Raw genomic sequence first — 14346 nt, 5'->3', positions numbered from 1 at the left:
GCTCGGGTCCATCGGGTATATTCCTCCTGCGCAGGCTGAAGAACGCTATCTCCGTACCAACTCTGACTCTGTGCCGATGAACGCTGTACTTTAACCAAACAGCCTCCTCGATTCCCGGGGCAATTCATGTTGCTGGCGGGCAGAGCGGTTCAGGGCATATCCGCGGCATTTCTCATTGCGGGGGCCATGCCGATTCTCACCCATCTGTTTTCCGATCCTGCCCGGCGTGCGCATGTTATCGGCGGATGGTCGGCGTGCACAGCGTTGGCGCTCATTATGGGGCCGCTCGCGGGCGGCCTGCTATTGCGCAGCCTGGGCTGGCAGAGCATTTTCCTTATCAATCTGCCGTTGGGCGTTTTGGCTGTCGGGGCGGGGTTATGGGGTATTCCGGAACGAAAGTATCCGGATCATGCGGCACTGGACCCGGTTGGCCAGATTGTGAGTATTTTTTCGCTGGGCGCGCTTGCCTACGGCATGATCGCGACGGGAGACGATGGATTTTCGCGAGCGCTGCCGCTGATTGTCATGGCATTGGCGGGGTTTGCGGTGTTCGCCGCCGTGGAAAGGCGGGCGCGGCGGCCGCTGGTGCCGGTGACGCTGTTCCGGAACCGGTCGTTTGCCGTGGTCAACTCCGCTTCGTTCATCCTGGGGTTTTCGTACTACAGCAGCCTGTTCTTCACATCGATCTATCTCCAGCAGATCCAGGGCTGGCCGCCCGCGGACGCAGGGTGGCGGATGATGCCGCAGTTCGTCGCCACGGGCTGCGTGTCGATGTTGTTCGGACGGCTGAGCATGGTTGTGCCGGTTCGTCGCCTGATGGCCGCGGGCTATGGCCTGACCGCGCTGTCCATGTCGGGGATGGCGTTCTGCACGGCGGTGACGCCCTATGGGGTGGTGGCGCTGCTTTTCGGCCTCCTGGGGGCGGGCGCCGGCCTGGCAGTGCCTGCGACGGGCATCGTCGTGATGAGCATGGCGCCGCCGGAACTGGCCGGGTCGGTTTCCGCGACCATGAATGCGTTGCGTCAGGCGGGGATGACGATAGGTATCGCGCTGCTGGGAACGCTCATGAGCGAGCAGGCCGTCCGCGTGCTTGCTCGGGCCGCGGCCGGGCAGGGTATTGCCGATGCGGAGGCCGTCGCGCACCTGGCGGTCACGCATCATGTCCTGCCCGCTGGGTTTCCGGGGTTTGCCCGTTTTTATACGCTTGCCATGGAACGCGGCTTTCATGCCGCGATGCTTTGCGCGGGCGTGAGCGGCTTTATCGCCTTGGCGCTGCTGGCGAGTTTGCGCACGGCTCATGAGGACAATGGGGCGAGCGTTTCTCCTGGATGGCGGAGGTAATGCCGGGCGGGGCCGTTTTCTCCGAGGGTGAAAGAGGCCGTACGTCGGGCAGCCGGTTTCAAGACGCCGGCCTCGGGAACGGCGGGCGAGTCAGGCCGACTGCATTCCCAACGTCAGCGTGCCCGCGCCCACCATGACCCTGCCGCCCACATAACCGGCGCGAATTCTGCAGGGTCATGCGTGTATCTGAATACCAGATATTTGATGAATATCTGGTATTCAGATATTCTACTTTTAACTGAATAACAGGTATCGTGCCATGCCATCCTCCTCCCAGATCCTGCTCACCGCCACGCAGCTCGGGTCGGTGCTGCAGGCGGCGCGCAAGGCGCAGGGGCTGACGCAGTCGGCGCTGGCAGGCCGTCTCGGCTTGAGCCAGTCGCGGATTTCGCATCTGGAGCTTCATGCTCATGAGTTGAGCGTGGAGCAATTGCTGGCCTGGTGTGCGGCGCTGGAACTGGAATTGTCGGTGGGGCCGCGGGGCGGGGCGGCGCCGGCCGCCAACGCGCGGGCGGATTGGTGAGATGGGCCGCCGGTCGCATAGCCGCAGCCTGTCGATCTGGGCCAACGGGGTCCGGGTCGGCCGGTGGACGATTCCCACGCGGGGGGAGATGGAATTGCAGTACGAGGCGGACTGGGTGGCGGCGGATATCGGTCGGCCGCTGTCTTTGTCGCTGCCGTTCAATCTGCAGAACCTTCCTCTCAAGGGCGCGAAGGTTGCCAACTATTTCGACAATCTCCTCCCCGACAGCGATGCGATCCGAAGACGCGTGGCGGAGCGATTCAGGACGCGCTCGCCGGAGCCGTTCGATCTGCTGTCGGCCATTGGCCGCGATTGCGTGGGGGCGGTGCAGCTTCTGGGCGAGGACGAGACGCCGCGGGATGTTGACCGCATCGACGGGGTGCCGCTGTCTGAGGAGGATATCGAACGGCATCTGGTCGAGACGGTGTCGCCGCAGGCTTTCGCGGCGGGCCGTGACCCGGACGCGGACTTCCGCATTTCGCTGGCGGGCGCGCAGGAGAAGATGGCTTTGCTGCGGTGGAACGGGCAGTGGCTGGCGCCGCGCGGCGCCACGCCGACGAGCCATATTTTCAAGCTCCCGCTCGGCCTGGTGGGCGGGCGCCGGGCGGATTTCACGACGTCGGTGGACAACGAGTGGCTGTGCCTGAGGCTGCTGAGGGCATATGGGCTGGATGTCGCGGATGCCCATATCGAGACGTTCGGCAGGCAGCGCGTGCTGGTGGTGGCGCGTTTCGATCGGCGCGTGGCGCCGGACGGGCAATGGCTCATGCGGCTGCCGCAGGAGGATTTCTGCCAGGTCGAGGGTTGTTCCCCGTTGCGCAAGTATGAGAATGAGGGCGGCCCGGGGCTGAAGGCGTTGTTCTCCACCTTGCGGCAGTCGGTCAAGGCGGAGGCCGACATGAAGTCGCTGATGGCCGCGCAGGTGCTGTTCTGGCTGCTGCGCGCGCCGGACGGCCACGCCAAGAATTTCAGCATCCGGTTGCTGCCGAGGGGCCGCTTTCGATTGACGCGGCTGTATGACGTGATGTCGGCGTATCCGGTGCTGGGCGACGGCCCTGATCAATGGTTGCCGCAGGAGGTCAGGCTGGCAATGGCCCTGCTCGGCAAGAACCGGCATTACGAGATGCACGGCATCCAGCGGCGGCATTTCAACAGCACGGCTCAGCAGGTGGGTTATGGCCCGACGGCCGAACCGCTTATCGAGGAGATTCTTGCGCGCACGCCGGCGGCCATTGCCGAGGCGCGGGCGGATTTGCCGCCAGGCTTTTCTCCGCGTGTTGCCGATACCGTTCTGGGCGGGCTCGAGCAGGCCGCGGCGGCGCTGGGCGGAATGGAGGCGTGAAGGCGCAGGTCTGGCGCAGCGCCTGTTCAACACGCCGTCTTTATGCGTTTTCCGCGAGCCGTCGGTGACACGGCATCCAGGACTGCGTGAGATCGCCGACAAGCTCGTGCATCGAGATCCTGGCGCCGAGTTCAACGACGGCCTCTTGCGTTTTCTGATCCAGCGCTTCGCATATGACCGTAATGTCCACGTCTCGGCGGACCATCAAGCCAAGCGCCGAGCTGCCTACCCGTATTGGCGTTCCGATGGCGGCCGGCAGCCTGTCGAGGCCGAGGATCTTGGGTCGGACAAAGAAATGCCGGGAGCCGCGGGCGCGATCACTCGGAAGTCGGCATTGCGGGCCCTTGTTGCCATCCCGACAGGACGAAGCGATTGATGAAAGGTGTCCCTCTGGCTCGTGCGTTCTTGGCGGTTTGTTCGGGTCGCGGCTGCACGTCAAGCCGCATGAGGGGCAGGGGCGGAAAGGGGAAAAGCGTGGAATGAATAGCTGCTTGCCGCGAGTTCGCATGGCCACAAGAAACGGAGTTCCGGGCTGCGGAGCGGCTTCTATGCTGGTCATTCGACCGGCCGGCGACGCGGCCGGATTCCGCGGGCGCGCGGCGAGCCGGTCGCCGAAGCTGAAACGCCGGCAAACCGCGCCGGCAACGGAGCGTGGGCAATGGAGGCCATGATGAGTCCAGGAACCCCGGCCAGAATCCCGGCCGTCGAGGGCCATGACGATGCGGTGGCGCGCGGCAAGTACGATTGGGCGGGCGTCGAGCAGTCGCTCGATGCGTATGGTCATGCGGTTTTGCCGGGGCTGTTGACGCCGGCGCAATGCGAGGCGCTGGCGGGGCTGTATCCGCAGCAGGCGCGCTTTCGGACGCGGATCGCGATGGCGCGTCACGGGTTCGGGCGCGGCGAGTACCAGTACTTCGCATATCCGTTGCCGCGGCTGGTGGAGCGGCTGCGCCAGGGCCTGTATGAGAAGCTCGCGCCGATTGCCAGCCGCTGGAATCGGTCGCTGGGGATCGAGGCGAGGTATCCGAACGAGCTGGACGCGTTTCTCCTGCGCTGCCGGCAGGCGGGGCAGGCGCGGCCGACGCCGCTGATACTGCAATACGGGGAAGGCGATTACAACTGCCTGCACCAGGATGTTTACGGCGAACATGTGTTTCCATTGCAGGCGGCGATTCTGTTGTCGGCGCCGGGCAGGGATTTCACGGGCGGGGAGTTCGTGATGACGGAGCTTTCGGCGCTGGGGCAGCGGGCCGAGGTGGTGCCGCTGCGCCAGGGCGATGCGGTGGTGTTCACGGTGCGCCAGCGGCCGGCGCAGGGCCGGCGCGGCTTGCGCAAGGCGGTGATGCGCCACGGCGTGAGCCGCGTGGAATGCGGCAGGCGCTACACGCTGGGCCTGATCTTCCACGACGCGAGCTGAGCATGAAATCATCTGCGGACGTGTTGGCGGAGGAATACGGGGCCACGACGATAGACCGGCAGGATTGGGCCGGCATTGCCGCGCAATTGGATGCCGACGGCTACGCGCTGTTGCCGGGCTTGCTCGACAGGAACGCGGCGCGCGGGCTGGCGCGCCTGGCCGGCACGTTGCGGGAAGCCGGTTATGAGCAACCGCCGGATAATCCGCCGGGACGCGGGGAGTGGTTGTATTTCGGATCGCGCCTGCCGGCGCCGTGGACGGCGTGGCGCGAGGCGTTCTACCGCTGTCTGGCCGTCGTCGCGAACCGCCGGAACGAACGGCTGGGTATCGAGAACCGCTATCCGGACGAGCTGGACGCGTTCTTGCGGCGCAATCGCGAGGCGGGGCAGCGCCGGCCGCAGTCCCATCTCAGTCGGCTGGGTGTGGACGACTATGTGCTGCTGCATCAGCGCGCCGAGGGCGGGCAGGTGTTTCCCATGCAGCTGGCGGCGCTGCTATCCGAGCCGGGGGAGGATTTCGAGGGCGGCGAGTTCGTGATGACGGAGCAGCGGCCCCGGATGCAATCGCGCCCGATCGTGGCGCCGCTGAGGCTGGGCGACGTGGCCGTGGTCGCGACGGCGGGATGGCCCCGGGAAGGGGCGCGAGGGGCGTACCGGGTCAGTTTCAGGCATGCGGTGAGCCGGGTGCGGCGGGGCGAGCGCATCGGCATGGAGGTGTTCTTCCACGATGCGCCATGAGGTCGGGGCGGCGGCGTCAGCGCGCGCCCAAGTGTTTGAGATATGCGCAGAACATGTCGGCCATGGCATCGGCGTACGTCCGGATGTCGGCGGCCGTGCGCGGGCTGGATGAGAACTCCTTGCCCACGGTGCTCAGGGTGGTGGTGACGAGTTCGCCGGCCAGCGCGCGGCGGGCGGGGGCGGCCCGGGGAAGCGCCTCTTGCATGAAGGCCCGGATGCAGCGGCCGCCAGCGGCGCGGGCCTGTTGTGCTTCGGGCGCGTCGCGGTAGAGGGGCGCGGCGTCGCCGAGGGCGCCGCGCATGGCGGCTTCTTCGCATTCGGAGCGCAGGAACGCATGGACGAGGGTGCGCAGCCGTGCGAGCGGCGGCTTGCGCGCGTCGCCCAGGATGCGGTTCAGCAGGTCCGTCGTTTGGCGCCATTCGTCGCACTGCAGGCGGAACAGAATGGCGGCCTTGTTGGGAAAGTACTGGTACACCGAGCCCACACTGACGCCGGCTCTTTCGGCGACGCGCGCGGTGGTGAAACGCTGTGCGCCTTCCTTGGCCAGAACCTGAGTGGCGGCTTCGAGAATGGCCGCGACGAGCTGGGTGGAACGGGCCTGTTTGGGCTGCTTGCGCGAGGAAACTTGCGGGGCGGCGGGGCGGGGCATGGCGGCGTCGGGCGACTGGCAGGAATGCGAATAGGAAATGCGACGAAACAATCGTATTCTACCAACGCGACGAATTAATCGCATTTCCATGCCGCCGGGCCGGCCCGGCGAACAAGAATCCCCCTGGGGGACGGCTGGCCCGCACGCGGGCGCGGCATGGGGCATTTTTCTGTTTCGCTCCGCAGGCGTTTTGTTGTTGCGGACGTTCAGGCGGCTGGCGCGCGCCCGCGCGCTGGAAGCGCTGGTGGGTTAAGCCTGCCTCAGCGGGCCAGCATGAAAACCGTCACGCCCGCGCCGAGCAGGATCAGCATCGCGCCCGAGGCCCGCTCCAGCCAGGGCAGGGCGCGCTCGAAACGCCGCAGCACGGCGGGACTGCCGATCAGGGCCGCCACCAGGACGTCCCACAGCAGCACCACGCTGAACATCCAGACGCCATAGACCATCTTCCACCCCGACGCGGCCTGGGGGCCGAGCATGGCGGCCAGGCTGGCGTAGAAGAGCGCGTTCTTGGGGTTGAGAATGGCCGACAGCAAGCCCATGCCGGCGGCGCGCCGCCAGGCGGCGGCGGGATGCGGGCCTGGGTGCATTTCCCGGCCGGGCGGCGCGAGCGTGCCGCCCAGGCCGCCGGCGCCGGCGTGGCGGATGAACAGGACGCCGAGATAAAGCAGGTAGCCGCATCCGGCCAGTTGCAGCGCCGCGAACCAGGCGCTGTCGGGCCGCAGCGCGGCGGTGCCGGCGAAGGCGGCGGCGATGAATACGCCGTTGGCGGCCGCGATGCCCAGGCATGCGCCGCTGGCGATGCGCCAGCCGGCATGCAGCGAGGTGCGGGCGATAAGGAAGAAGTCGGGGCCGGGCGAGAGCAGCGCCAGGAAATGCGCCGCGGCGATCATGAGGAATTGCTGCATCCAGGAGGGCGTATCGGTAACGGACTCCCGTAGTGTGCAGGCCGGCGGCGCGCCGCGTATTGAAGAAAATTGCGGCGCCGGCACGGCGCGCCTAGCGCCGGAAGCGGCCGGGCGTCATGCCCGCATAAGCCTTGAAGACGCGCTGGAAATGCGCCTGGTCCGCGAAGCCCAGGCGGTAGGCCAGGTCGGAAATATCGTCGCCCGCGCGGATGCGTTCGCGGGCGAGATTGACGCGCTGGTTCAATTGCCAGGCGTGCGGCGTCATGCCGGTGACGGCGCGAAAGGCGCGGATGGTCTGGTAGCGGCTGGCGCCCGTCCATTGCGCCAGCGTGTCCAGCGCGACGGGCATGGACGGATCTGCGCGCAGCCGCTCCAGGATGGGCGCGACCCGCGCGGCCAGCCGGGGCGAGGCGGCGGGCGTGGCGATGCGCAGGCCCGCCGAGGTGTCGCAGTCGCCGACGAATTCGATCAGCGCGGATGTTTTCTCCTGCGGGTCCGCAGGGGAGAAGAGCAGCGTGTTGAGCCGGCAGTAGCGCCGGTAGAGCGCGGGGTCGGAGACGACGCGCACGGGCTCGTCGTCGGTCCGGGCGTACTCCTGCCGCACGGCGCGCAGCCACGCGGCGTCCAAATGCAGCATCTGGTAGCTCCAGGCGGCGCCCGGCGCCGGGTTGCAGGCATGCACGCGCGCTGCCGGCACGAACACGAGCGCGCCGGGCCGCAGCGCGACGGGCCCGCCGGGCGCGCCCGTGAAAACGCTGGCGCCATCGTCCACGGCGCCGATGGAAAACGTGGGATGACTGTGCGGTTTGTAGCAGGCGCGGCTGCGGCACGCGCGGCGGCTTTCGACAAAGGGCAGGGCGGGGTCGCGCCAGAAAGCCTCGGCCGGGCCAGACGGCGGGCGCGGGTCCGAGCCGGCGCCGCTCGCCGCGCGCGCCGGCGCGTCCGTCCGGGATGGCTCATGGCTCATGGCGCGATGCCGTCCAGTGTCTGCTGCGCGTCGGCGGGCAGCTCGATGTCTCCGGCGGCGAGGTTTTCGCGCAGGTGGGCCAGCGACGCGGTGCCGGGAATGAGCAGGATGTTCGGCGCGCGATGCAACAGCCAGGCCAGTGCCGCCTGCATGGGGGTGACGCCGAGCCGCTGCGCCACATCCGACAGGGCGGACGATTGCAGCGGCGTGAAGCCGCCCAGCGGAAAGAACGGCACGTAGGCGATGCCGTCGCCGGCCAGCGCGTCGATGAGAGCGTCGTCGCCGCGGTGCGCCAGGTTGTAGTGGTTCTGCACGCAGACGATCTCGCATATGCGCCGCGCTTCGGCGACCTGTTTGGCCGTGACGTTGCTCAGGCCGATGTGGCGCACCAGCCCCTGCTGCTGCAGGCCGGCCAGGGTGGAGAGCGGCGCCTCGATCGAGCCTTCCGCGGGGCCGTGGGGGTCGAGCATGATGCGCAGGTTGACCACTTCCAACACGTCCAGGCCGAGGTTGCGCAGGTTGTCGTGGACCGCCTGCGTCAGGGCCTCGGGCGAGAAGGCCGGCAGCCAGGAGGCGTCGGCCCCGCGGCGCGCGCCGATCTTGGTGACGATGACGAGGTCGTCGGGATAGGGCGCGAGGGCCGCGCGGATGAGCTGGTTGGTGACATGGGGGCCGTAGAAATCGCTGGTGTCGATGTGGTTCACGCCGGATGCGACGGCCTCGCGCAGCACGGCCAGCGCGGCGTCGCGGTCTTTGGGCGGGCCGAAGACGCCGGGGCCCGCGAGCTGCATGGCGCCGTAGCCGATCCGGCCGACGCGGCGGCTGCCCAGCGGAAACGCGCGGGTAGACAGGGGGGAGGGCATGGGGGGTATCTCCTGGGATGGGCGCCGGACATTCACGCCGGACATTCACGATAGCGCGGCCGGCCGCCGCAGGGAAATGCGAGTACGCGATTCCGGGGCCGACGGCGGGACGCCGCATTTTTCCGCGCGACGCCAGGCGTGCCGCGCTTGCGGCGGCAGGCCGGAAATGCGAATAGCGGAAGGGGGCGATGCCGTCGTATGCTATTCGCCGCAAGCGCGCCATCCGTGCCGATCGGGCCGGGCGGCGCGGCGAGTTTCACGCCAGCCGTGCTGGCCGTAAGCGTTTACGTCAATCAACGCACTGTCGATCCCCGCCGGTCGAAGTGCGTTGCGCGCGCCGAGCCGTCCGGGGAACTGCCTGGAGTGGTTCTGCATGACGCTTTCTTCTTCTCAAGACCCGGCCCGGGGGCGCCTGGCGCGCCTGACCGCCGTGCTTTTCATTTCTTATCTCTGCGTGGGCATGTCTCTGCCCGTGGTGCCCGTCTATGTGGCCGGGCAACTGGGGCTGGGCAACGCGTGGGCCGGCCTGGGCGCGGGCGCGGCTTTCCTGGCCACGATCTTCACCCGCGGCCATGCCGGCGGGCTGGCGGACCGCCAGGGCCCGCGGGCCGCAGTGCGGCGCGGCCTGGCGCTGTACGCGGCGGGCAGCCTGATCTCGATGGCGGCGGGCCTGCCCCTGGGCCACGCCGGGCTGGCCTATGCGGTGCTGCTTGCCGGCCGTCTCGCGCTCGGGCTGGGCGAGAGCCTGGCGGCGGTGGGGGCGATTGCGTGGGGCATCGGCCTGGCGGGTCCGGCGCGCTCGGGGCGGGTGCTGGCGCTGGTGGGCGCGGCCATGTATGGCGCGCTCGCAGTGGGCGGGCCGATCGGGCTGGCGCTGCTGGAGAGGATCGGCTTAACCGGCGCCATGGCGGCCGGCGCCGCGCTGCCTTGCCTGGGGCTGCTGGCGATCCGGGGCTTGCCGGACGTGGCGCCGCATGCGGGCGGTCCGCGCCCCTCGTTCTGGAGCGTGGTGGGCAGGATCTGGCGGCACGGCGCGGTGGTCTGCCTGCAAGGCATCGGCTTTGCCGCGATCGGCGCGTTCTTCACCCTGCATTTTCTGAGCCGGCACTGGGCCCACGCGGGATGGGGGCTGACCGCTTTCGGCGCGGGTTTCGTGCTGGTGCGCGTGCTGCTGGGCCATCTGCCGGACCGCATTGGCGGGTTGCGGGTGGCGGTAGGCTCGCTTGCCGTGGAGGCGGCCGGCCAGGCCCTGGTCTGGGGCGCGTCCAGCCCCTTGCTGGCGCTGGCCGGCGCGTTCCTGACGGGGCTCGGCTGCTCGATGATCTTTCCGGCGATGGGCCGCGAGGTGGTGCACCGGATCGAGCCCGGATTGCGGGCCACGGCCATGGGCGGGTTTTCGGCTTTCCAGGATATTGCCTACGGCCTGACGGGGCCGCTGGCCGGCCTGCTGGCCGACCGCGCGGGTTACGGCAGCGTGTTCGCCCTGGGCGCGGGCGCCGCCGCGGCCGGTTGCGTGATCGCGCTGTCGCTCGGAGCCGGCGCGCGCCGCTCGGGGGCGTTGTTCAGCCCAGGGCGCGCCAGACGAGCACGCTCGCCACAATGACGCACACCAGCGCGAACGCGCGCTGCAGCGCGGCCTGGGGCACCCGGTGGATAAAGGCGCGCCCGACTCCCATGCCGGCGATGGCGGCGGCCACGAAGGCCCATTGGGCCGCGGACAGCGCCAGCCCGTGGGCCGCGGCCGAAGCCACGGTGACGGCGGAGATCAGCGCGATCACCATCAGCGAGGTCGAGACGATGCCGTGCATGCGCACGTCGCTGAAGTAGGTGAGCGCGGGCACGATGATGAAGCCGCCGCCTACGCCCAGCATGCCCGTGCATACGCCCGACACCGCGCCGATGGCGCCCAGCGTGGCGGCGGTGCGCGGCGTCCAGATGAACTTGCCGGTGTCGGGCGAAATGCGGCAGGGCTTGGCGCGCGGATCGCCGGCGCCGGCCTGGCGCGACTGGCCGGCCATGCGCGCGGCCACGAGCAGCATCACCGCCGCGAAGCCCAGGCTCAGCCAGGCGGCAGGCAATTGGCGCGCGAGAAGCAGCCCGGCCGGCGCGGTGAGTCCGCCCGCTATCGCCATGAGCGTGGCGGCTTTGTAGCGCACCAGTCCGCGGCGCAGGCCCTGGACGGCGCCCAGGGCCGAGGCGGCGCCGACGGCGATGAGCGCCACGGGCGCGGCGTCGGCCAGCGGCATGTGCAGGCCGAACATGAGGGCGGGCACGGCGAGGATGCCGCCGCCCGCGCCGGTCAGGCCCAGCAGCGCGCCGACGGCCGCGCCCAGGATAGCGGCGGTGAGCATATTAAATAACCATTTGGAATAAGCTTATTATTTTATTTCATAATTGACGCGGCATGGCAAGCGCGGGCCAGCCTTGACTGCCCGATGGCCGCGCGAGCGCCGCGCTGCTGGCCCGGAAACAGGTTTTCCGACATGAAATTCACGAAAACGCGGATCTTTCGGCGACAGGTGGCGGCTTCGACTGCCATCGCGAACCGCTATCAATGGCCAGGGCTCCCGCTTTCCGCCGGTTGCCAAACGATGATGCAGACGGACGCGGCGCCGCAGGACGGCCGGTTTGGTCGGCAGGCCCTAGGCAGCCGGGCGATGCCACCAGCAGCCTGCCGGCGGACGCCATTGCATCGGGAAGGTGTTCCTGCCGCCGGGCATCCGTTCCGCCGGATCGGCAATGGAGAATGGGGACGACCTCTTGCGCCGCGGGGCGCTCTTGCGGGCGCCCCGCGGCAAGACGGCAAGACGGTGGAAAGACGTTCAGCCCAGCGCGGCCTCGTAGCGGCGCGCGACTTCGGGCCAGTTGATGACGTTGTAGAAGGCCGCGATGTATTCGGGGCGGCGGTTCTGGTACTTGAGGTAGTAGGCGTGCTCCCACACGTCCAGACCCAGGATGGGGGTGTTGCCGGTCATGAGGGGCGTGTCCTGGTTGGCAGTGCTTTCCACCACCAGCTTTTTCTGGGGTGTGACGCTCAGCCAGGCCCAGCCGCTGCCGAAGCGGGTGAGGGCCGCCTTGGTGAACTGGTCCTTGAAGCTGTCCAGGCCGCCGAGGTCGGCGTCGATGGCGGCGGCCAGCTTGCCTTGCGGCTTGCCGCCGCCCTGCGGCGACATGACTTCCCAGAACAGGCTGTGGTTGGCGTGGCCGCCGCCGTTGTTGCGCACCGCCACGCGCACCGCCTCGGGCAGTTTGTCGATGCCCGCCACCAGTTCTTCGACGGGCGGAAAGGGTAGCTGGTTGCTCTCGAGCGCGGCGTTCAGGTTGTTGACGTAGGTCTGGTGGTGCTTGGTGTAGTGGATCTCCATGGTCTGCGCATCGATGTGGGGTTCGAGCGCATCGTAGGCATAGGGCAGGGGAGGAAGGGTGTAGGGCACGAGGGTCTCCAGTCGAATGCGTGCGGGTGGGAAATTGCGGGGCGGGCGCTATTGCGGCGGACCGGCGGGGCCGGCCGCGCCCTGCTGGCAGGCCAGCCGCACGCCGGCGTCGTCGGGGTGGCCGGCGAGATAGCGCAGCAGTTCGGCGTAGGTGCGGCGGCTGTGGGCCAGGGCCGCCTGGCGCCAGGCCTCGGGCAGTTCGTCGTCGTACATGGCGCTGCACAGCCGCTGGTGCGCCGTCAGCAACAGGCGGCGTCGGGTGGCGTCGTCGCCGGTTTTTTCGCAGAGGTCGGCCAGGTTGTGGTGGGCGATGACCCAGGCGGCCACGCCCGCGTCGGCATCGTCGTCGACCGCGAATCGATCGCGCGCCTGGGCCAGCGCGGCGCGGTAGTGGGACTCGGCTTTGCGGAGGTCGCCCGCCTGGAAGGCGAGGTTGCCGTGGCGCGTGGCCAGCCTCCACCGCGCCAGGCTTGCGGCGGCGGGCCGGGCGAGGGCGTATCGATGGTCGACGGCGTGCATGGCGGCCTTCGTGTTTATTTAACAATAAAGCAAATGATAAGCACTGTTATTTGCGATAGCAAATTTCAGGCGGGCCTGAAACGGGGGCGGATACGTGCGACATAGCAGTTGTGCGCGACATGAAAGGGCGCGCCGGGAGGGCGGTTTTTATTTAGAACTTATGGTTATAAAAACTGGTTTTCTTATATTTTTGACTGCGCGCCGCCGCTCCTGGGCGACGCGCTGCGGTCAGGCGCTGTCGCGCTTTTTTTGCGCATCCCGGTCCGACCAGCGCCGGCGGGGAGAAAAATTTCACGAAACTTACGGCGAGGGTTTTCCCGGTTCGTTGTGAAGTCGTTTGCCGATACGATGGCGCCCGAAAACCATAAACGCGACCAATTGTTACCCGTTGGGACGCGCAGCGGGGAATGCACCCCATTCTCCGGCACAGCGACTGGGCACTTTATCCAAGTTGGGAGACTTCCACATGCAACGCCGTTCATTCCTCAAGAAAGCCACTCTGGGCGCGGCCGCCGGCGGCGCCACCCTGGCAGCCCCCGTATTCGCGCAGGACGCGCCGACGCTGAACTGGCGCCTGGCGTCGAGCTTCCCGCGCAGCGCCGACGCCATCTATTCCGGCGGCGAAAGCCTGGCCAAGTACGTCTCGGAGGCCACGGGCGGCAAGTTTTCCATCCGCGTGTTCCCCGCCGGCGAAATCGTGCCGGCCCTGCAGGTGCTGGACGGCGTGCAGAACGGCACCATCGAGTGCGGGCATTCGGCCTCGTACTACTACTTCGGCAAGGACCCCATCCTGAGCTTCGACGCGGCGGTGCCGTTCGGCCTGAACACGCGCCAGATGAACTCCTGGATGCGCCACGGCGATGGACTGAAGCTGATGCGCGAGGTGTTCAAGAAGTACAACGTGGTGAACTTCCCGTGCGGCTATACCGGCACCCAGATGGGCGGCTGGTTCCGTAAGGAAATCAACACGCTGGACGATCTCAAGGGCCTGAAGTTCCGCATGAGCGCGTTCGCCGGCGCGGTGCTGTCGCGCCTGGGCGTGGTGCCGCAGCAGATCGCGGGCGGCGACATCTATCCGGCGCTCGAGAAGGGCACCATCGACGGCGCCGAATGGATCGGCCCCTACGATGACGAGAAACTGGGCTTCAACAAGGTGGCGCCGTACTACTACTTCCCGGGCTGGTGGGAAGGCACGCTGCAGGTGTCGCTGTACGTGAACCAGGACGCCTACAACAAGCTGCCCAAGCACTACCAGGCGGTGCTGGACCAGGCCTCGGCTGCGGCGACCAACGACATGATCGCCAAGTACGACGCGGAGAACCCGGGCGCGCTGCGCCGCCTGATCGCCGCCGGCGCCAAGCTCAAGTCCTTCCCCAAGCCGGTGCTCGACGCCTGCTACCAGGAAGCGCTGAAGGTGTACGCCGACATGAGCGCGAAAGACCCGATGTTCAAGAAGGTCTACGAAAACATGCGCGACTTCCGCGACAACGAGCTGCCCTGGTTCCGCGTGGCCGAAGGCAGCTTCGACAGCTACATGGGCACCATCAACCGCGGCAAGTAAGTCCGCGGCGATGTCCCCGGGGCGCGCGCCTTCTTGCCATGAAGCGCGCGCCCTTTTCGTCCTCTCCTGGTAGACCCTAGCAGCCGCC

At 68.1% G+C, this 14346-nt stretch carries 15 protein-coding genes; 8 read left to right on the top strand and 7 right to left on the bottom strand.

The window, feature by feature from the left end:
• The first annotated feature begins 126 nt into the window (after positions 1 to 126).
• The 6 genes from NGJ44_RS19425 to NGJ44_RS19400 all read left to right on the top strand — a co-directional run bounded on the left by NGJ44_RS19425 (position 127) and on the right by NGJ44_RS19400 (position 5360).
• On the top strand, positions 127 to 1341 hold the full coding sequence (locus tag NGJ44_RS19425; protein WP_251865229.1) for an MFS transporter: 1215 nt from the start codon (positions 127 to 129) through the stop codon (positions 1339 to 1341).
• 259 nt (positions 1342 to 1600) lie between these two features.
• Positions 1601 to 1864, top strand: a complete 264-nt coding sequence (locus NGJ44_RS19420; protein ID WP_251865228.1) for a helix-turn-helix domain-containing protein — start codon at positions 1601 to 1603, stop codon at positions 1862 to 1864.
• Position 1865: 1 nt separating this feature from the next.
• A complete protein-coding gene (locus tag NGJ44_RS19415) occupies positions 1866 to 3206 on the top strand; it encodes a type II toxin-antitoxin system HipA family toxin (RefSeq protein WP_251865226.1) in 1341 nt (446 codons plus the stop codon).
• Complete coding sequence (locus NGJ44_RS19410) at positions 3139 to 3582, top strand: hypothetical protein (protein ID WP_251865235.1); 444 nt, start codon at positions 3139 to 3141, stop codon at positions 3580 to 3582. The genes NGJ44_RS19415 and NGJ44_RS19410 overlap by 68 nt, the downstream gene beginning before the upstream one ends.
• A gap of 294 nt (positions 3583 to 3876) precedes the next feature.
• Positions 3877 to 4623 carry a 2OG-Fe(II) oxygenase gene (locus NGJ44_RS19405; protein ID WP_502802152.1) on the top strand — a complete coding sequence of 249 codons (747 nt, stop codon included), beginning with the start codon at positions 3877 to 3879 and terminating at the stop codon, positions 4621 to 4623.
• Between the two features lie 2 nt (positions 4624 to 4625).
• Positions 4626 to 5360: a 2OG-Fe(II) oxygenase gene (locus tag NGJ44_RS19400; protein ID WP_053244024.1), complete on the top strand. Its 735-nt coding sequence runs from the start codon at positions 4626 to 4628 to the stop codon at positions 5358 to 5360.
• 16 nt (positions 5361 to 5376) lie between these two features.
• Here NGJ44_RS19400 and NGJ44_RS19395 read toward each other — a convergent pair whose 3' ends face one another.
• From NGJ44_RS19395 to NGJ44_RS19380, 4 genes are all read right to left on the bottom strand, one after another.
• Positions 5377 to 6009: a TetR/AcrR family transcriptional regulator gene (locus NGJ44_RS19395; RefSeq protein ID WP_251865233.1), complete on the bottom strand. Its 633-nt coding sequence runs from the start codon at positions 6007 to 6009 to the stop codon at positions 5377 to 5379.
• Positions 6010 to 6269: 260 nt separating this feature from the next.
• Entirely contained in the window at positions 6270 to 6914 is a 645-nt protein-coding gene (locus NGJ44_RS19390) for a LysE family translocator (RefSeq protein ID WP_251865222.1), read from the bottom strand.
• 91 nt (positions 6915 to 7005) lie between these two features.
• Complete coding sequence (locus NGJ44_RS19385; protein WP_251865221.1) at positions 7006 to 7881, bottom strand: helix-turn-helix domain-containing protein; 876 nt, start codon at positions 7879 to 7881, stop codon at positions 7006 to 7008.
• Positions 7878 to 8744, bottom strand: coding sequence for an aldo/keto reductase family oxidoreductase (locus NGJ44_RS19380; protein WP_286012412.1), 867 nt, complete (start codon positions 8742 to 8744; stop codon positions 7878 to 7880). The genes NGJ44_RS19385 and NGJ44_RS19380 overlap by 4 nt, the downstream gene beginning before the upstream one ends.
• Positions 8745 to 9117: 373 nt before the next feature.
• Between NGJ44_RS19380 and NGJ44_RS19375 the strand changes: the two genes are divergently transcribed.
• On the top strand, positions 9118 to 10347 hold the full coding sequence (locus NGJ44_RS19375) for an arabinose transporter (protein ID WP_251865219.1): 1230 nt from the start codon (positions 9118 to 9120) through the stop codon (positions 10345 to 10347).
• On the opposite strand, the gene NGJ44_RS19370 is transcribed toward NGJ44_RS19375, so the two are convergent.
• The 3 genes from NGJ44_RS19370 to NGJ44_RS19360 form a co-directional block, all read right to left on the bottom strand.
• The gene (locus NGJ44_RS19370) at positions 10307 to 11095 is read right to left on the bottom strand and encodes a sulfite exporter TauE/SafE family protein (RefSeq protein WP_251865217.1); all 789 of its coding nucleotides are present in this window, start codon (positions 11093 to 11095) and stop codon (positions 10307 to 10309) included. The genes NGJ44_RS19375 and NGJ44_RS19370 overlap by 41 nt on opposite strands.
• Before the next feature lie 471 nt (positions 11096 to 11566).
• Positions 11567 to 12178, bottom strand: a complete 612-nt coding sequence (locus tag NGJ44_RS19365; RefSeq protein ID WP_251865215.1) for a superoxide dismutase — start codon at positions 12176 to 12178, stop codon at positions 11567 to 11569.
• Between the two features lie 48 nt (positions 12179 to 12226).
• Positions 12227 to 12697, bottom strand: coding sequence for a DUF2753 family protein (locus tag NGJ44_RS19360; protein ID WP_251865213.1), 471 nt, complete (start codon positions 12695 to 12697; stop codon positions 12227 to 12229).
• A gap of 466 nt (positions 12698 to 13163) precedes the next feature.
• Between NGJ44_RS19360 and NGJ44_RS19355 the strand changes: the two genes are divergently transcribed.
• Positions 13164 to 14258 (top strand): TRAP transporter substrate-binding protein, encoded by a 1095-nt coding sequence (locus tag NGJ44_RS19355; RefSeq protein WP_053246047.1) that lies wholly within the window; start codon positions 13164 to 13166, stop codon positions 14256 to 14258.
• Positions 14259 to 14346: the final 88 nt, after the last annotated feature.

The sequence above is a fragment of the Achromobacter sp. Marseille-Q4962 genome (assembly GCF_943737005.1).
GTDB lineage: Bacteria > Pseudomonadota > Gammaproteobacteria > Burkholderiales > Burkholderiaceae_B > Achromobacter.
The sequence above is the reverse complement of the archived record's forward strand: the minus strand, read 5'-3'. Positions and strand labels throughout refer to the sequence as shown.